This is a genomic window from Rhizobium sp. BK098 (assembly GCF_014193155.1).
Taxonomy (GTDB): Bacteria; Pseudomonadota; Alphaproteobacteria; order Rhizobiales; family Rhizobiaceae; genus Rhizobium.
Genome location: NZ_JACHYY010000007.1, coordinates 196,924 through 212,774, shown reverse-complemented (window position 1 = coordinate 212,774; position 15,851 = coordinate 196,924). Strand labels below are relative to the sequence as shown.

Genomic DNA, 15,851 nt, shown 5'->3' with positions numbered 1-15,851 from the left:
GATCGTACGGTCGAAAAAGAGGTGATGATTGGTGGCGGTTGTTATCCGGGGCGTATGTTCTCAGATCGCCGCGGCAATGCGGCCGATTTCGGCAATGATGGCGTTGCGTTCGTCAGCTGCGATGGCGGGGATCTCGCAATAGGCCGTCACGATGATGGGCGCGCGCTTCGTTGGCCATAGCACCGCGATGTCGTTGGCATTGCCGTGTTTGTTGCCATTTGTTCCGGTCTTGTCGCCCACCAGCCAATCCTTCGGAAGCCCGGCGCGCAGGCGGGCGTCGCCCGTCTTGTTGGTGATCAGCCAGGCCGCGAGCTGCGATCGCGAGGCGGGCGTCAGCACATCGGTGAACAGAAGCCGCTGCAGGTTTTCCAGCATCGTCGAAGCTGTCGTCGTGTCGCGCTCATCGTTCGGTGTGTCGTGATAGTTCAGCGTGGGCTCGGTGCGGTCGAGGCGGGTGATCTCGTCGCCTATGCTGCGGCAGAAGGTCGTAATTGCCTCCGGGCCGCCAAAGCTCGCGAGCAGCAGATTGGCCGCGGTATTGTCGCTGAGCGTCACGGCCGCTGCGCAAAGTTCGCCAACGGTCATGCCATTTTCTCCGGCATTGGGTTTGGTGGTCGGAGAATAGTCGATGAGATCGCTCTTCTTGTAATGAATGCGTCGGTCGAGCTTCTCTTCTCCCTTGTCGACGCGAGCAAGCACGAGAGCTGCCGCCAGCGCCTTGAACGTGCTGCACATGAGAATGCGCTCGCCGGCGCGGTGCTCGATGCGCCTGCCGCTTGCCATGTCCAGAATGCTGACACAGATGCGGCCTGGATGCTTGCTTTCGAGCGCGGCAAGCTGCGCCTCGCCTGTATTATCGTCTGCAGTACGTCCAACCGAGCTCAGCCCTGCCAGTACAGGCAGCGCAAGCAAGCTGCCGGCAAGGCTTTGCCGGCGCGACAATAAGATCGTCATCTTGTTTCCACTTCGATTTTGCGTTGGGCAACGGAGCGCCTATCAGCCCGTGGACGTCATTGGGGTCTGGCAAATCACCGTGCGAGGCAGACTATGGCTCTGGTTTCTGCCCTAGACAAACGATCAATTCTGGGCTTAGACATGAGAAAAACTTGGCCTTAGGACACAAATGGACATTTCCCAACTGCCGCTGAACGCGCTGCGGGTTTTCGAGGCCTCGGCGCGGCATGGCAGCTTCACTCGGGCTGGCCTGGAGCTTCGGGTCACGCAGACGGCGATCAGCCATCAGGTCAAGGCGTTGGAAGACGTGCTGGGCGTGACCCTCTTCAAGCGCCTGCCACGGGGCCTCGCGCTGACCGACGAGGGGCATGCGTTGCTTCCGGTGCTGACGGACGCCTTCCGCCGCATGAGCGCCACGCTCAGCCAGTTGGAGGAGGGGAATTTCGCCGAGATCCTGACGGTCGGCGTCGTCGGGACTTTCGCGATCGGCTGGCTCCTGCCGCGCCTCGGCAGTTTCAAGGCGCAGCATCCCCATGTCGATCTGCGCCTGAAGACCAACAACAACCGAGCCGACATGGTGCTCGACGGACTGGATTTCTTCCTGCGCTTCGGTGACGGTGCATGGCATGGAACCGAGGCGATCCATCTTATGGATGCGCCACTCTCCCCAGTTTGCACGCCGGATATCGGCGCGCGATTGCGTACGCCTGCCGATCTCGTCGATGTCGAACTGTTGCGATCCTATCGGGTCGATGAATGGTCGCTCTGGTTCAGGGCGGCGGGCCTGCCGCCACCGCATCTTCGTGGCTGGATGTTCGATTCGTCGCTGACGCTGGTGGAGGCTGCAGCACGCGGCGTCGGTGTCGCGTTGGTGCCGGTCGCCATGTTTTCCCATGATATCGAAGCCGGCAGGATCATGCAGCCGTTCCGGATTACCGCAATGACCGGCAGCTACTGGCTGACGCGCTTGAAATCGCGAGCGGAGACGGCGTCCATGAAGGTGTTTCGCCAATGGCTGTTGGCTGAAGTCGAGGAGATGCCGTGAGGCTGTATAGTTGAAGACAGCCCCGGGTTCATATCCGGAGCCGTTTGGAATAAGTGGCAATTGGAATGCGGATGATTGCGGTGTGCGGCAACTGTTTCAGCTTGCGAGTTTCAGCCTGACGGCCCCGGTCCGCGTTCCCGAACGCACGGTCTTGAATCGTCCGACCAGACCGGCGAGCTCGTTGCTGATATCGGCGAGGTGTCGCGTCGAGGCATTCGTCTCTTCCATTAGCGCAACATTCTGCTGGGTCATCTGATCCATGTTGCGAACGGCGGAATTGATCTCGCTGATGCCGACGGCCTGTTCCTGCGCCGAACGGGCGATTGCACCGACATTCCTGTCGATGGAGGCGACCTGGTTGCCGATTAGGGCCAGTGCCTCGTCGGTCCGGTTGACCAGCTCCACGCCGCGACGCACATCGTTGGATGATCTGTCGATGAGATCCTTGATTTCCTTTGCGGCGGTCGCCGAACGCTGCGCCAATTCGCGGACTTCCTGGGCGACGACGGCGAAGCCCTTGCCCTGTTCGCCCGCTCTCGCCGCCTCGACGCCGGCGTTCAAAGCCAGAAGGTTGGTCTGGAAGGCGATGTCATCGATGACGGAGATAATATCTGTCATCTTGCGCGACGAGGTTTCGATATCGCCCATGGCGGAGACGGCCTGCTGCACGACCTCGCGCGAGCGTTCCGCCTCCGAGGCGGATTCCTTGACGATTGCCTGAACCTCGCGCGTCCGCTCAGCGGTCTGTTCGGAAATCGTGGTGATCTGGTCGATCGCAGCGGCACTTTCTTCAAGGGCAGAGGCTTGCTGTTCCGTGCGCCTTGCCATGTTGTCAGCCGCAGACGAGATCGAACCGGCTTCGTCGCGAACGCGGGTCACTGAATCTTCGATGCGCTGCATTGCAGTGCCGAGGGATGCGAGCGACTCGTTATAGTTGCTCTTCAAGACCTCGAATTCGGCCGAAAGGGCTTCTGTGATATCAGCCGTCAGGTCGCCGTTTGCAAGGCCGTTCAGCGCTATGCCGAGTGCGTTAAGCGCGCGTTCCTGCTCGCGCTGGGCAGCAGCCCGCTCGGATTCCGCGCGGTCGCGCTCATCGGCGAGCACCTGCAGGTAAACCGAAATGCCGTAATCCATGTCGACGAGGGCGGCCTTGACGATCGCCGACAGCCGCCGTGAGAGGGCTTGTTCATGCTTGCGCTGCATGAAACCATTGAGCTGCTGTGCGACGATCGATCGCACCATCCCTTCGAGGATCAAGGCGTAGCCGCCAATATACCAGCGCGGCTCGAGGCCGAGGCGGGCATGGGTCCTGCCCACCGCCGAGACCGCTTCGACATAATCGGGTCCGTATTTGCCTGACGCGATCGTCTTCCAATGGTCCTGCTGCTTGGATTTGGCGTGGTGTACATGCTGTTGCGACGAAAAGAATTTCGACATCGCCGGATGTTTGGTGATCTTCTCGTAAAAGGTGTCGAGAGAGCCTTTGACGGCGGATTCGATAGTCGGCTGCAGCTCTGCCAGAGCCTGCCTGGCATCCTGTCCCAGTCCAACAAAGTTGAGCCTATCGTTCAACTCGTCCATTTTCGATGCGCGCACCATAATCTGCTCCAAGAAAGAAATTACAAGTAGTTAGGGCACGATCATGGTTAAAAAATCATTAGATTTTCACCTCATTTTCGATGCGCGACCGACAGCATTGAATGTGGTGGCTGCGACCATGCCCGTCGCAACATATTGCTCGGTTCGATGTCATCTGCTAAACGCTGTCGCCATCACGTATCTCGCCACGAGGCCATCGGCATGGGGAATTCCAAGTCAGCAGATAAATAAGCCGCAACAGCTTTTTGTTGTTGCGGCGTGCTGTCGAACTCATTCCCGTTGATACCAGTGGCAGGCGCCGCCCGAACTCTCTTTCGAGCGGAATTTTTTCATGTCTGACATACGCCCGTCCTGGGCTTACTCGCTGCCGGCGGCACTGCTGCTGATGGCGCCTTTTGACATCCTCGCCTCGCTGGCCATGGATATCTACCTTCCCGTCGTGCCGTCGATGCCTGGCATCTTTAACACGACGCCTGCTATGATCCAGCTGACACTGAGCCTCTATATGATTATGCTCGGTCTCGGGCAGGTGGTGTTCGGCCCGCTTTCGGATCGTCTCGGCCGCCGCCCAATCCTGCTTTGCGGCGCGCTTCTGTTTGCCGTCGCCTCTCTCGGAGCGGCCCTGTCATGGAGCGCTCCCATCTTCGTTCTATGCCGCCTGCTGCAGGCCATGGGCGCGTCGGCAGCCTTGGTCGCGACCTTCGCGACCGTGCGGGATGTCTATGGCAATCGCCCGGAGCAGGCCATTATCTATGCCACGTTCGGATCGATACTCTCCTTCGTGCCGGCGCTCGGCCCCATAGCCGGTGCCATGATTGCCGATCGGTGGGGTTGGCGTGCCATCTTTATATTGCTTTCGCTTCTGGCGTTGGCCGCCACCTTTCACGCTATGGCGAGGTGGCATGAAACAGGGCCCCAAGGCTCGACCGGGCCGCGCCGGTCAATCTGGCCGATCTTCAGAAGTCGGCCGTTCTGGACCTATACGCTTGCCTTCAGCGCGGGAATGGGGACGTTCTTCGTATTCTTCTCGACCGCTCCCCGCGTGCTGATCGGCAGGGCCGGCTACTCGGAACTCGGTTTCAGCATTGCCTTTGCAACGGTTGCCGTCGTGATGATTGCGGCGGCACGCTTCGCCGGATGGTTTGTCGAAAGATGGGGTGTCGCAGGCTGTGTTGCGCGGGGCATGGGACTGCTTCTTATCGGTGCGGCAGCTCTTGCGCTTGGCCAACTCTACGGAGTGCCGTCCTTCGCAAGCTTCGTGCTGCCGATGTGGATCATGGCGGTCGGCATCGTCTTTGCGGGATCGGTTACGGCGAATGGGGCGTTGGCGGAGTTCGGCGATATCGCCGGATCGGCGGTGGCGTTCTATTTCTGTATTCAGAGCCTGATTGTGAGTCTCGTCGGGACGCTGGCGATCACCGCACTGGATGGCGATAGCGCATGGCCGCTTGTGGCTTTCTCCGCTGTCATGGCGCTGCTGGTATTGGCAGCACTTCATAGGCTGCGGCGTCACTACGCTTTGGCTTGATCCGCCAAGCATGCGCCCTTCACGTGGTAAAATCTGAAACGACCGCCCGCGAAGGTGAGCTTCGCGGGCGGTCAGTTTTGTCTCGTCCTGTTTCAGAACCCTCCTAGCGCCACCCCAATGCCGGTGCGACATGCGTCAGGATGCTCTCGATGACATGGGCGTTGTAGTCGACCCCAAGCTGGTTCGGCACCGTCAACAGCAGGGTGTCGGCCGCGGCGATGGCTTCGTCCTTTGCCAACTCCTCGATCAGCACATCCGGTTCTGCGGCATAGCTGCGGCCGAAAATGGCCCGTGTCTTTTCATCGATGAAGCCGATCTTGTCAGCATCCTTGCCGCTCTGGCCGAAATAGGCGCGGTCGAGATCGTTCACCAGCGCGAAGATGCTGCGGCTAACCGAAACTCGCGGCTCGCGTTTGTGCCCGGCTTCTTTCCAGGCCTCGCGATAGAGCCTGATCTGATCGGCCTGCTGGACGTGGAAGGGTAGGCCGCTTTCATCATCCTTCAGCGTCGAGCTCTGCAGGTTCATGCCGAGCTTCGCGGCCCATACGGCCGTGGCATTGGAGCCGGCACCCCACCAGATCCGCTCGCGCAGGCCCTCGGAATAGGGTTCCAAGCGCAACAGGCCTGGCGGGTTGGGGAACATTGGCCGAGGGTTGGGCTGTGCGAAGCCTTCGCCGCGCAGCAGATCGAGCAGCACTTCCGTATGCCTGCGGCCCATATCGGCATCGCTTTCGCCTTCCATTGGGGCATAGCCGAAATGGCGCCACCCGTCGATTACCTGTTCGGGCGAGCCGCGGCTAATGCCGAGTTGCAGCCGGCCGCCGGCGATAAGATCGGCAGCGCCGGCATCCTCGGCCATGTAGAAAGGATTTTCATAGCGCATGTCGATGACGGCAGTGCCGGTTTCGATGCGGCTGGTCTTGGCGCCGACAGCTGCCAGCAGTGGGAAGGGTGAGGCAAGCTGACGTGCGAAATGATGCACTCGGAAATAGGCGCCGTCCGCACCCAGCTGTTCGGCCGCCACGGCGAGGTCGATCGATTGCAGCAGCGTATCGGCAGCTGAACGGGTTTGCGACTGGGGCGAGGGCGTCCAGTGGCCGAATGAAAGGAAACCGATCTTCTTCATGGTGCAGTCCTATTACTATATCCGGTTAGCACGGCCTGATTTTGCATCACGCATGTCCATACAGAAACCGGCACGTCAAAGCTGCCGCTCGCTTGCGTCTTCATGGCATGGCTTGCAAAAGCCGTAGGTTCAGGCGGCTATATGTGCATGGATGCAGCGGATGGAACAGCGCAATCTGTGAACTGATCGTCAATGCCGACGGGGTTGTGTTCTTCCCGTATATGGTTTCCTGCGCGTTTCCTAACATGAACAAATTTTAACGAAGACATTAACAATCAGATAACGCACCGCACCGAAACTGCCGTGCGTGTGAGTGCATCTCTCGCTTTCAATGTCCTTGAAACAAGAAATGGCAGGAAACCATGTTTGCAAGAAATTTCGCCCCCGCTCTGGTCTTCGTCGCATTCAGCGCCGGTATCGCGCATGCGGAAGTGCCCGTCCGTATCGATCAATTCGATCATTGGGGCGCATATTCTTATAAGTCCGGCGACAATGTGAATTGCTATGTTCTATCGAGGCCGGTTGCGCAGCAGCCCGCCAGTGTCGACCATGGCGACAATTTCTTCATCGTCTCGCGTCTGTCTCCCGGCGATAAATTGGTTCCGGAGGCCGCGATGGGCTATGACCTGAAAGACGGTGCTCAGATGACGGCGACGGTCGGCGACAAGACATTTCCGATGTTTACGAAAGACCGGCACGGCTGGGTAAAAAACGAATCGCAGGAGCCGACCATGGTCAACGCCATGAAAGGCGGTGCGCAGTTGCAACTGCAGGCAACCTCTAAGCGAGGCACCGAGACGAGTTATTCCTACTCGCTGTCAGGCATTACCGCTGCCTTGAAGCGGATAGAGACATGCCGGTAAAACTGGAGGCTGAGCGGCGATCTAGGATTCCGTCCCGCCAAGTTGTATAGCCCGCGAGCTGGCTGGCGTCTTCTCATTGCGTGGAGAAGGCGCTAGGCCGGAGCATCTCGAGTAATATCTCTTGTGAAATCAAAAATCCTGATATAAATGAAATCTATTGATGGGGAATTCAGGATTTTATGCAGCGCGGCTTTCTGACAATTTATGCGGGTGAGAACGCTGCGGTTTTCCGGGCGTTATCGGCGCCGGCACGTGTCGATATGTTGAAGCTGCTCTGCGCAAGGGGCTCGCTGAATGTCAACGAGATCGCCCGGGAGCTTGATCTGCCGCAATCGACCGTCGCGACTGGTATCATGATCCTGGAGGAGGCCGGTCTTGTCGAGACCAAGGCTGCAAAGGCGCGCAAGGGTTACCAGAAGATCTGTACCGCGCTTTACGATGAGATCCTGCTGAGCTTCGAGGATCAGGCCTTCAAGCATGATGAGGACGTGATCGAAGTCGCCATGCCGATCGGTCTCTACACGAGCTGCGAGACGCATGCGCCTTGTGGCCTGTGCTCGACCGAGGGCGTCATTGGCCTGCTTGATGTTCCCGACTATTTCCTTGATCCGCAGCGCATGCAGGCAGGTCTTCTCTGGTTCGGGCGTGGCCATGTCGAGTATAAATTCCCGAACAATGCCAAGATCTTGAACAGGAACGTCAATGCCATCGAATTCTCGATGGAGCTCTCGTCCGAAGTGCCTGGCACCAATCCGGACTGGCCGTCCGACATCACTGTGTGGATCAACGGCGTCGCCGTTGGCACATGGACGTCTCCGGGCGATTATGGCGATAAGCGCGGGGCTTTTACGCCAAGCTGGTGGAAGCTCGAAGGCTCTCAATACGGCAAGCTCAAGACCTGGCGAATCTCCAAGAAGGGCACCTTCATCGACGGCGTTGCCTCTTCCGATGTGACGATCGATGATCTTGCCATCAGTCAGCATTCGTCGATCCGCCTGCGGATCGGGATTGCCGACGATGCGCGCAACACCGGTGGCATCAATATTTTCGGCCGCGGTTTCGGCAACTATGGCCGCGATATCCTTATGCGCATCGATTTGGCTCAATAGTATCGTAATTTATGATACATAATATCGTATCGGAGCCAAATGCCGACAAGTCATATTTTTCATAAGTCACTGAATTTAAAACTTATTTTGTTATCTCGTGAGTGTCGCTACCATAGCTTTAGCGATATTTTCCGTCTTGAATGCGTTGACGACCTTCCAAAAGTGTATCAAGATCAAGGTATAAGAACGAAATATCTGATATATATGGGAGGAAGGCCGTGAAGGCGCATGTGATCGTCCACCGTGATTTCCGAATTGCCGACATCGATGATCGGCTTTACAGCTCTTTTCTGGAGCATCTGGGGCGGGCGATTTATGGCGGCATCTACGAGCCGGGCCATCCAGCCGCCGATGAGAACGGATTTCGCAAGGATGTGATTGAGCTTGTGCGCGAGCTCAACTCGCCCTACTGCCGCTATCCCGGTGGCAATTTCGTTTCAGCCTATAATTGGGAAGATGGCGTCGGGCCGCGGTCCGAGCGGCCGGTGCGTCTCGATCTTGCCTGGCGGACGCGGGAGAGCAACCAGATCGGCGTCAATGAATTCGTCGATTGGTGCAAGAAGGCCAATACCAAACCGATGCTTGCCGTCAACCTCGGCTCGCGCGGGCTGGATGCGGCGAGAAACTTCCTTGAATATTGCAATCATCCAGGCGGCACATACTGGTCGGATCTGCGGCGCAAGCACGGCTGGGCCGATCCGCATGGGGTGAAGCTCTGGTGCCTGGGCAATGAAATGGACGGTCCCTGGCAGGTGGGTCACAAGTCCGCCTATGAATATGGACGCCTGGCCGATGAGACTGCCAAGGCCATGCGCGGCTTTGATAAATCGCTCGAACTCGTCGTCTGCGGCTCGTCCAATTCCGATATGAAGACCTATCCCGATTGGGAAGCGCAGGTTCTGGATCAGTGCTACGACAGCGCCGACCATATCTCGCTACATATGTATTTCGCCAACCGCGAGAAGAACACGCTGAACTATCTCGCAAAGGCCGAGAAGCTGGATCGCTATATCGTCACCATCGGCGGTGTCATTGACTATATCAAGGCGAAGAAGCGCTCGAAGAAGACGATCGGCATTTCCTTCGACGAGTGGAACGTCTGGTATCACTCAAACCAGCAGGATAAGGAGATTCTCGCCCGTGACGAATGGCCGGATGCGCCGCATCTGCTGGAGGATGTCTATAATTTCGAGGACGTGCTGCAGGTCGGCGGCATTCTCAACACCTTCATTCGCCGCTCCGATCGCGTTCGCATTGCCTGCATCGCCCAGCTTGTCAATGTGATCGCACCGATCATGACGGAGGATGGCGGCCCGGCATGGCGGCAGACGATCTACTACCCGCTCTATTTCGCCTCGAAATATGGCCGCGGTTATGCGTTGCGCCTCGTCACGGATGGTCCGACCTATGACAGCGACGAGGCCGATGACGTGCCTTATCTCGATGTGTCGGCCGTTCACGACGAAATGGGAAAGATGGTTACGCTGTTTGTCGTCAACCGTCATCCCGACAGCGCGCTCGATCTAGATACACGTCTCGAAGGCTTTGCCGGAGCCCGTGTCGTCGAACAGCATGAAATCGTCAACAACGATTTGCAGGCAACCAACACTGCAGCGCATCCGAACGCGGTCGTCCCGACCAATACGGGCGATGCCAAGATCGAGGATGGCCGGCTTCGTGCCACGCTGAAGCCGCTGTCCTACACGGTGATCCGGCTGGCGGTCTGACGCCGTGTCGCCGGGGGGCGATACGCCCGGCACTAAAAGCGGTCGAACAGTCGCGAGGAGGCGGCTGACGACCCGTTGCAGGCCCGGACCGCCGCGCGCTGTTTTGAGCGGCCGGCCGGGAAAAAGGGGTGAAAATCGCGGCCTGCTCATCATCACTTGAGTGTACCGCGCAGTCGATAAAAATGGGAGGAGATCATGAAGCAGTGGAAGAAGCTTGCCTTCGGCGTCGCGCTGGCCACGTTCGGCCTCATCGCGGCGGCCCAGGCTCAGGACTATACCTCTTTGCCCCGCAAGGAGACCTTGATCGTCGAAAACCCTGAGGGAACGATCAAGAATCCGGGCTGGTTCAACATCTGGGTCAATGGTGGCGGCGGCGTTTCGACCGGCCTCCAGCAGCTGACCATGGACACGCTCTGGTACATCGATCCGGAGAAAGGTCTGGGCGGCTCGGCCTGGGACAACTCACTTGCTTCCGACAAGCCGCAATATAACGACGATTTCACCCAGATGACGGTGAAACTGCGCAAGGGCCTTTATTGGAGTGACGGCGTCGAATTCACGGCCGATGACGTCGTCTACACCGTCAAGACCCAGATGGATCATCCGGGTATGAACTGGAGCGCGGCCTTCTCGGTTCAGGTCGCAAGCGTCGAGGCGCCGGATCCCTATACGGTCGTCTTCAAGTTGAAGAAGCCGAACTCGCGTTTCCACGCCATCTTCACCGTTCGCTGGAACGGCGCCTGGATCATGCCCAAGCATGTCTTCGAAAAGGTCGCTGATCCCGTACGCTATGACAATGCCAATCCCGTTTCGCTTGGCGCCTACAAGCTGAAGGCTTTCGATCCGCAGGGCAAATGGTACACCTGGGAGAAGCGCGACGACTGGCAGCGCACCTCGCTTGGCCGTTTCGGCGAACCGGCCCCGAAATATGTCACCTATGTCGATCCCGGTCCGCCGGATAAGCGTACCATCGCGCAGCTCGAGCACAATCTCGATATCATTCACGACAACACGCCGGAAGGCATGTTCACGCTGAAGGAAAAGTCGAAGACCGTCGACAGCTGGTTCCCCGGCTTCCCCTTTGCCCATCCGGATCCGACGCTACCGGCTGTGATCTTCAACAATCAGGATCCGCTGTTCCAGAATGCCGATGTGCGCTGGGCCTTGGCACTGCTCATCGATATCAAGGCTGTCGATATGGCGAGCTATCGTGGCGCGGCCACGCTTTCCGCGCTCGGCGTTCCGCCGACGGCAATCGCCATGACGGATTATCAGGCGCCGATGCAGGATTGGCTGAAGAATTTCGAAGTTGACACCGGCAAGCGCAAGATAAAGCCCTACGATCCTACGATCGGCCAGCAAATCGCCGATATCCTGCGCAAGCAGCCGAAATACAAGGATCAGATCCCGACCGATCCGGCCGCCATCAGTGCTGCCTTCGGTTACGGCTGGTGGAAGCCCGATCCGCAGGCCGCCGCTGAGCTATTGGAAAAGGCCGGCTTCAAGAAGGTGGGCGGCAAATGGATGACGCCTGAAGGGCAGCCGTTCAAGATCCGTTTGACGGTCGAAGGCGATACTCGCTCCGTCTTTACCCGTGCGGGCACTCTGATCGCCCAGCAATGGGCAGCCTTCGGGATCGATTCCAAAGCTGCTCCTTCCACCAGCGTCTGGCAGGCGGGATTACAGCCCGGCAACTATCAGGTTGCGATTGCATGGAGCGTCGAGACCTGGGGCGGCGATCCCGATCTGTCCTTCTTCCTTGACAGCTGGCATTCGGAGTTCGTCGCCAAGAAGGGTGAGAACCAGGCACCGCGCAACTGGCAGCGTTGGTCCAATCCGGATCTCGACAAGATCATTGAAAATATTCGCCGCGTCAGCGCCGATGATCCGAAGGGCATCGAACTTGGCAAGGACTATCTGAAGCTGGTCGCGCAGCAGATGCCGACCATTCCGCTGATGTCCTATAACGTCTTCACCTCGATGGATACGACCTACTGGAAAGGCTATCCGACCATTGCCGACCCCTATACGGACCCCGTTCCCAATTGGGCGAACTCCCGATTGATGATGGTCAAGCTGAAGCCGGCACAGCCCTGATTTCTCCCGACCCTGATGCGGCAACTGCCGCATCAGGCACCTTTCGCCGGACACTAGGCAGGTCCGGCGAATCTTTTGAATTGATGATGAAGCGCAAGCAGCGAGGAAGACGGCGGCATGACGTCCTATCCAGTTTTCGTATTGAGACGATTTGGCCAATTCCTGCTCGTTGTCTTCCTCGGCATTTCCGCGACGTTCTTCATCACCCACATGACACCGATCGATCCCGTCGAGGAAAGCATCGGGACCATCCAGCAGATGGGCCAATCCGATCCCCGCGCCGTCGAGCTGATGCGTCAGTCGTTGCGTGAGCTTTATGGTCTCGAGGGCACCATCTGGCAGCAATACCTGCATTTCTGGGGGCGCCTTGCGACCGGCGATCTCGGGCCGTCGCTTTCGGCCTTTCCCACGCCTGTTTCCGCCATCATCGCGAGGGCGCTGCCCTGGACGATCGGTCTGATGACTGTTTCCGTCATCCTGACCTTCATCCTCGGCAACATGATCGGCGCGCTCGCCGGCTATTATCGCAAGAGCGCGGTGCTGAAGGCCGTCAGCCTCGTTTTCATCGCCATGCAGCCGATCCCCTATTACATTCTCGCCTTCGTGCTGATCATTCTCTTCGGCTATGTCTGGCCGATCCTGCCGATCAATGGCGGCTATGAGATGAACACTAACCTCAATCTCTCGGTTACGCTGGTGCTCGATATTCTCCGCCACTCCATCCTGCCGGCGCTGTCGCTGATCCTCGTCGGGACGGGCGGTTGGCTGATCGGCATGCGGGCGCTCGTCTCTAATATCATCACCGAGGACTATGTGGTTTTCGCCGAGCTTGGCGGCGTGCCGAAGCGCAAGATCCTGCGTTCCTACATCGCCCGCAATGCCATGGTGCCACAGTTTACCGGCCTTGCCATGTCGCTTGGCGCGGTCTTCAACGGCACGGTCATCACTGAAATCGTCTTCGGCTATCCCGGTATCGGCAATCTTCTGATTTCGGCTGTGCATGCCGGCGACTACAGCCTCGTCCTGGGGCTCAGCGCGCTATCGATCGTCGGTGTCGCGGCGGCCGTATTCATCATCGACATATTGGGTCCGCTGATCGACCCGCGCATCAAGGTGGAGTAGGCCATGCTGACGATCGTTCGCGACCTTGCTCGCCAGAATATGGAATTCCTTTTCGGTCTTCTGTTGCTCGCCATCATCGTCGGGCTGGTGATCCTGTCTTATTTCTCGCCCTATGGCCCGGCCGATCTTTATCTGCTGCCGCCCGACATGCCGCCGGATGGGCAATACTGGCTGGGCACGACGTCGCGCGGCCAGGATGTTTTCTGGCAGCTCACGACAGCGCTCCGCAACACGCTCTATTTCGGCATCGGCGTTGCCATTCTCTCGCGCATTATCTCGCTGGTCGTGGGGCTGGTGGCTGGCTATGCCGGCGGTGCTGTCGATCGCGTACTGATGGCGATCAACGACAGTATCATGGTCATTCCGCAGTTTCCGTTGCTGATCCTGTTCTACTTCGTGCTCAAGGATGAAATGACCTGGACGGTGCTCATCATCGTTATGGCCTCGCTCGGCTGGTCCTACGACGCGCGCCTGATCCGCTCGGTGGCGATCAGCCTGAAGACGCGGCCTTTCACCACGCAGAGCGTCTATTCCGGCATGAGCATGCGCAAGATCCTCGTCGAGGAACATCTGCCCTATGTGCTGCCGATCGTCTTCGCCACGACGATGAACAACATGATCTGGTCGATCGGTATGGAGATCACGCTCGCGGTGCTCGGTTTCACCGATATCGAAACGCCGACCATGGGCATGATGATCTATTGGGCCAATGCGCATTCGGCGCTTATCGCCGGTACATGGTGGTGGGTTGCAGCGCCGGTCGCTGCCATCGTGGTGCTGTTCATGGCGCTCTTCCTGCTGTCGATGTCGATGAATGAATATAACGACCCCCGCAGTCGTTTGAACCGGATGGGAGGCTGAGGCATGGAGGCTGTCGTCGAGGTCAACAACCTCAAGGCTTATTACCGGGCCTTCCTTTATGGCGTCGATCGCGAGGTGCGGGCGGTTGACGATATCAGCCTGTCGATCGCCCGTGGCGAGATCTATGGCGTTGCCGGTGAATCGAGCAGCGGCAAGACGACGCTGATCAAGACGATCGCCGGCGCCATCCGCCCGCCGCTGCGCGTCGTCTCCGGCGCCGTCAAATTCCATTTCAACAATGGAACTCAGGATATTTACGCCATGACGGCGGAGCAGCGGTCATCGCTTCGCTGGCGGCATCTTTCCTATATCATGCAGGGATCGATGAATGTGCTCAATCCCGTCCGCCGTATCCGGCACTCGTTCACCGATTTCGCCTTCCGCCACATGAAGGCCGATCGCGCCACCTTCTTCGATCGCGTTGGCACCCATCTCCAGCGGCTGAAATTGGATGCGAATCTTCTCGATGCCTATCCGCATGAATTGTCCGGCGGCATGCGGCAGCGCATGACGATCGCGCTCGCCACCATCCTGACGCCCGAATTCATCATCGCCGATGAGCCGACGACGGCGCTCGATGTCATCGTCCAGCGCGACGTGCTGCAAATGATCCGCGAGATACAGCGCGATATGGGGTCGTCCTTCCTATTCGTGACCCACGACATGGGCGTGCACGCCGCCGTTTCCGATCGCATCGGCATCGTCTATGCCGGGCGACTGGTCGAGGAGGCGCCGACGCGCAAACTCTTTCACATGCCGCTCCATCCCTATACGCAGCATCTGGTTGCAAGCCTGCCGCGGATCGGGGATGCCTCCACGCGCCCCTCGCTTGAGGGCAGGCCGCCCAATCTCGCCACGCCGCCGGAAGGATGCCGCTTTCATCCGCGCTGTCCGAAGCGCATGGATATTTGCAGCCGCGAAGTGCCGCCTATGGTGACCATCGAGCCGGACCGGCGTGTCGCCTGCTTCGCAGTGACGGGAGGAGCGCGATGAGCGATCTTCTTTCACTCTCGCATGTTAGCAAGATCTATCGCCAAGGGGGCATGCTCAGCCGCCGTCATATCACGGCGGTTCGCGATGTCAGTCTGAGCCTGGGAGAGGAGCCGGAAATCCTCTCCATCGTCGGTGAGTCGGGCTCAGGCAAATCGACCATTGCGGCGATGATCCTCGGCCAGACGGCGCCGACATCGGGCAGCCTGAATTTTCGCGGCAGACCAGTGGCCATTCATGGCCGATCCGAGCGGCGCGCCTTCATGCGGGAGGTCCAGCCGGTTCTTCAGAATCCGTTCGAAGCGTTCAACCCCCTCAAGAGGGTTGATCGATATCTTTTTGAAACGGCAAGGAATTTCGCGCCGATGGGTCCAAGGCCAAGCCGAGCCGATGTCGAGCGTATTGCAGACGAGGCGCTTGCCCATATCGGCTTAACCCTTGCCGAGGTGAAGGGGCGGTTTCCGCATGAGCTTTCGGGCGGTCAGCTGCAGCGCACCGCCATTGCCCGCGCGCTGATACCGCAGCCCCGTTTGCTGGTAGCCGACGAGCCGGTTTCGATGGTCGATGCTTCGCTTAGAATGGCGATCGTCAATCTCTTCGGTCAGCTGAAGAAAGAGCTCGGGCTGTCGATCATCTACATCACGCATGATCTGGCAACCGCTTATTATATCAGCGATCGCATCATCATCATGAAGAAAGGTGAGATCGTCGAGCAAGGCGGCGCGCGAGCCGTCCTCGACAATCCGCAGCATCCCTATTCGGGGGCTTTGAAGGAGGCTGTCCTCTCCACCACGCCCGAGATGGAAACGGCAACGACCCTATGATCGTCT

The 15,851-nt window shown here is 58.6% G+C and carries 13 protein-coding genes; 10 read left to right on the top strand and 3 right to left on the bottom strand.

What is annotated here, in order from left to right; all coding sequences use genetic code 11:
* Window positions 1-60: 60 nt before the first annotated feature.
* Entirely contained in the window at window positions 61-954 is an 894-nt protein-coding gene (bla, locus tag FHT73_RS19345; RefSeq protein WP_183713968.1) for a class A beta-lactamase, read from the bottom strand.
* Window positions 955-1,123: 169 nt separating this feature from the next.
* Here bla and FHT73_RS19340 point away from each other — a divergent pair, with 169 nt between their 5' ends.
* Complete coding sequence (locus FHT73_RS19340) at window positions 1,124-1,999, top strand: LysR family transcriptional regulator (RefSeq protein WP_183713965.1); 876 nt, start codon at window positions 1,124-1,126, stop codon at window positions 1,997-1,999.
* Window positions 2,000-2,095: 96 nt separating this feature from the next.
* Here FHT73_RS19340 and FHT73_RS19335 read toward each other — a convergent pair whose 3' ends face one another.
* Window positions 2,096-3,598 (bottom strand): globin-coupled sensor protein, encoded by a 1,503-nt coding sequence (locus tag FHT73_RS19335; protein WP_183713962.1) that lies wholly within the window; start codon window positions 3,596-3,598, stop codon window positions 2,096-2,098.
* A 331-nt stretch (window positions 3,599-3,929) separates the two neighbouring features.
* On the opposite strand from FHT73_RS19335, the gene cml reads away from it, so the two are divergent.
* Complete coding sequence (gene cml, locus FHT73_RS19330) at window positions 3,930-5,126, top strand: CmlA/FloR family chloramphenicol efflux MFS transporter (RefSeq protein WP_183713959.1); 1,197 nt, start codon at window positions 3,930-3,932, stop codon at window positions 5,124-5,126.
* Window positions 5,127-5,229: 103 nt separating this feature from the next.
* On the opposite strand, the gene FHT73_RS19325 is transcribed toward cml, so the two are convergent.
* A complete protein-coding gene (locus FHT73_RS19325; protein WP_112411300.1) occupies window positions 5,230-6,252 on the bottom strand; it encodes an LLM class flavin-dependent oxidoreductase in 1,023 nt (340 codons plus the stop codon).
* 362 nt (window positions 6,253-6,614) lie between these two features.
* On the opposite strand from FHT73_RS19325, the gene FHT73_RS19320 reads away from it, so the two are divergent.
* From FHT73_RS19320 to FHT73_RS19285, 8 genes are all read left to right on the top strand, one after another.
* Entirely contained in the window at window positions 6,615-7,115 is a 501-nt protein-coding gene (locus FHT73_RS19320) for an invasion associated locus B family protein (RefSeq protein ID WP_112603807.1), read from the top strand.
* Window positions 7,116-7,294: 179 nt separating this feature from the next.
* Window positions 7,295-8,224 (top strand): ArsR family transcriptional regulator, encoded by a 930-nt coding sequence (locus tag FHT73_RS19315; protein WP_095436627.1) that lies wholly within the window; start codon window positions 7,295-7,297, stop codon window positions 8,222-8,224.
* Window positions 8,225-8,442: 218 nt separating this feature from the next.
* On the top strand, window positions 8,443-9,951 hold the full coding sequence (locus FHT73_RS19310) for an alpha-N-arabinofuranosidase (protein ID WP_112603805.1): 1,509 nt from the start codon (window positions 8,443-8,445) through the stop codon (window positions 9,949-9,951).
* A gap of 195 nt (window positions 9,952-10,146) precedes the next feature.
* On the top strand, window positions 10,147-12,048 hold the full coding sequence (locus FHT73_RS19305; RefSeq protein WP_183713956.1) for an ABC transporter substrate-binding protein: 1,902 nt from the start codon (window positions 10,147-10,149) through the stop codon (window positions 12,046-12,048).
* 117 nt (window positions 12,049-12,165) lie between these two features.
* Window positions 12,166-13,170, top strand: a complete 1,005-nt coding sequence (locus FHT73_RS19300) for an ABC transporter permease (protein ID WP_112337257.1) — start codon at window positions 12,166-12,168, stop codon at window positions 13,168-13,170.
* Between the two features lie 3 nt (window positions 13,171-13,173).
* Window positions 13,174-14,031: an ABC transporter permease gene (locus FHT73_RS19295; RefSeq protein WP_015342901.1), complete on the top strand. Its 858-nt coding sequence runs from the start codon at window positions 13,174-13,176 to the stop codon at window positions 14,029-14,031.
* 3 nt (window positions 14,032-14,034) lie between these two features.
* On the top strand, window positions 14,035-15,024 hold the full coding sequence (locus FHT73_RS19290; RefSeq protein ID WP_112603799.1) for an ABC transporter ATP-binding protein: 990 nt from the start codon (window positions 14,035-14,037) through the stop codon (window positions 15,022-15,024).
* On the top strand, window positions 15,021-15,845 hold the full coding sequence (locus FHT73_RS19285) for an ABC transporter ATP-binding protein (RefSeq protein WP_112603797.1): 825 nt from the start codon (window positions 15,021-15,023) through the stop codon (window positions 15,843-15,845). Before FHT73_RS19290 ends, FHT73_RS19285 begins: the two co-directional genes overlap by 4 nt.
* Window positions 15,846-15,851: the final 6 nt, after the last annotated feature.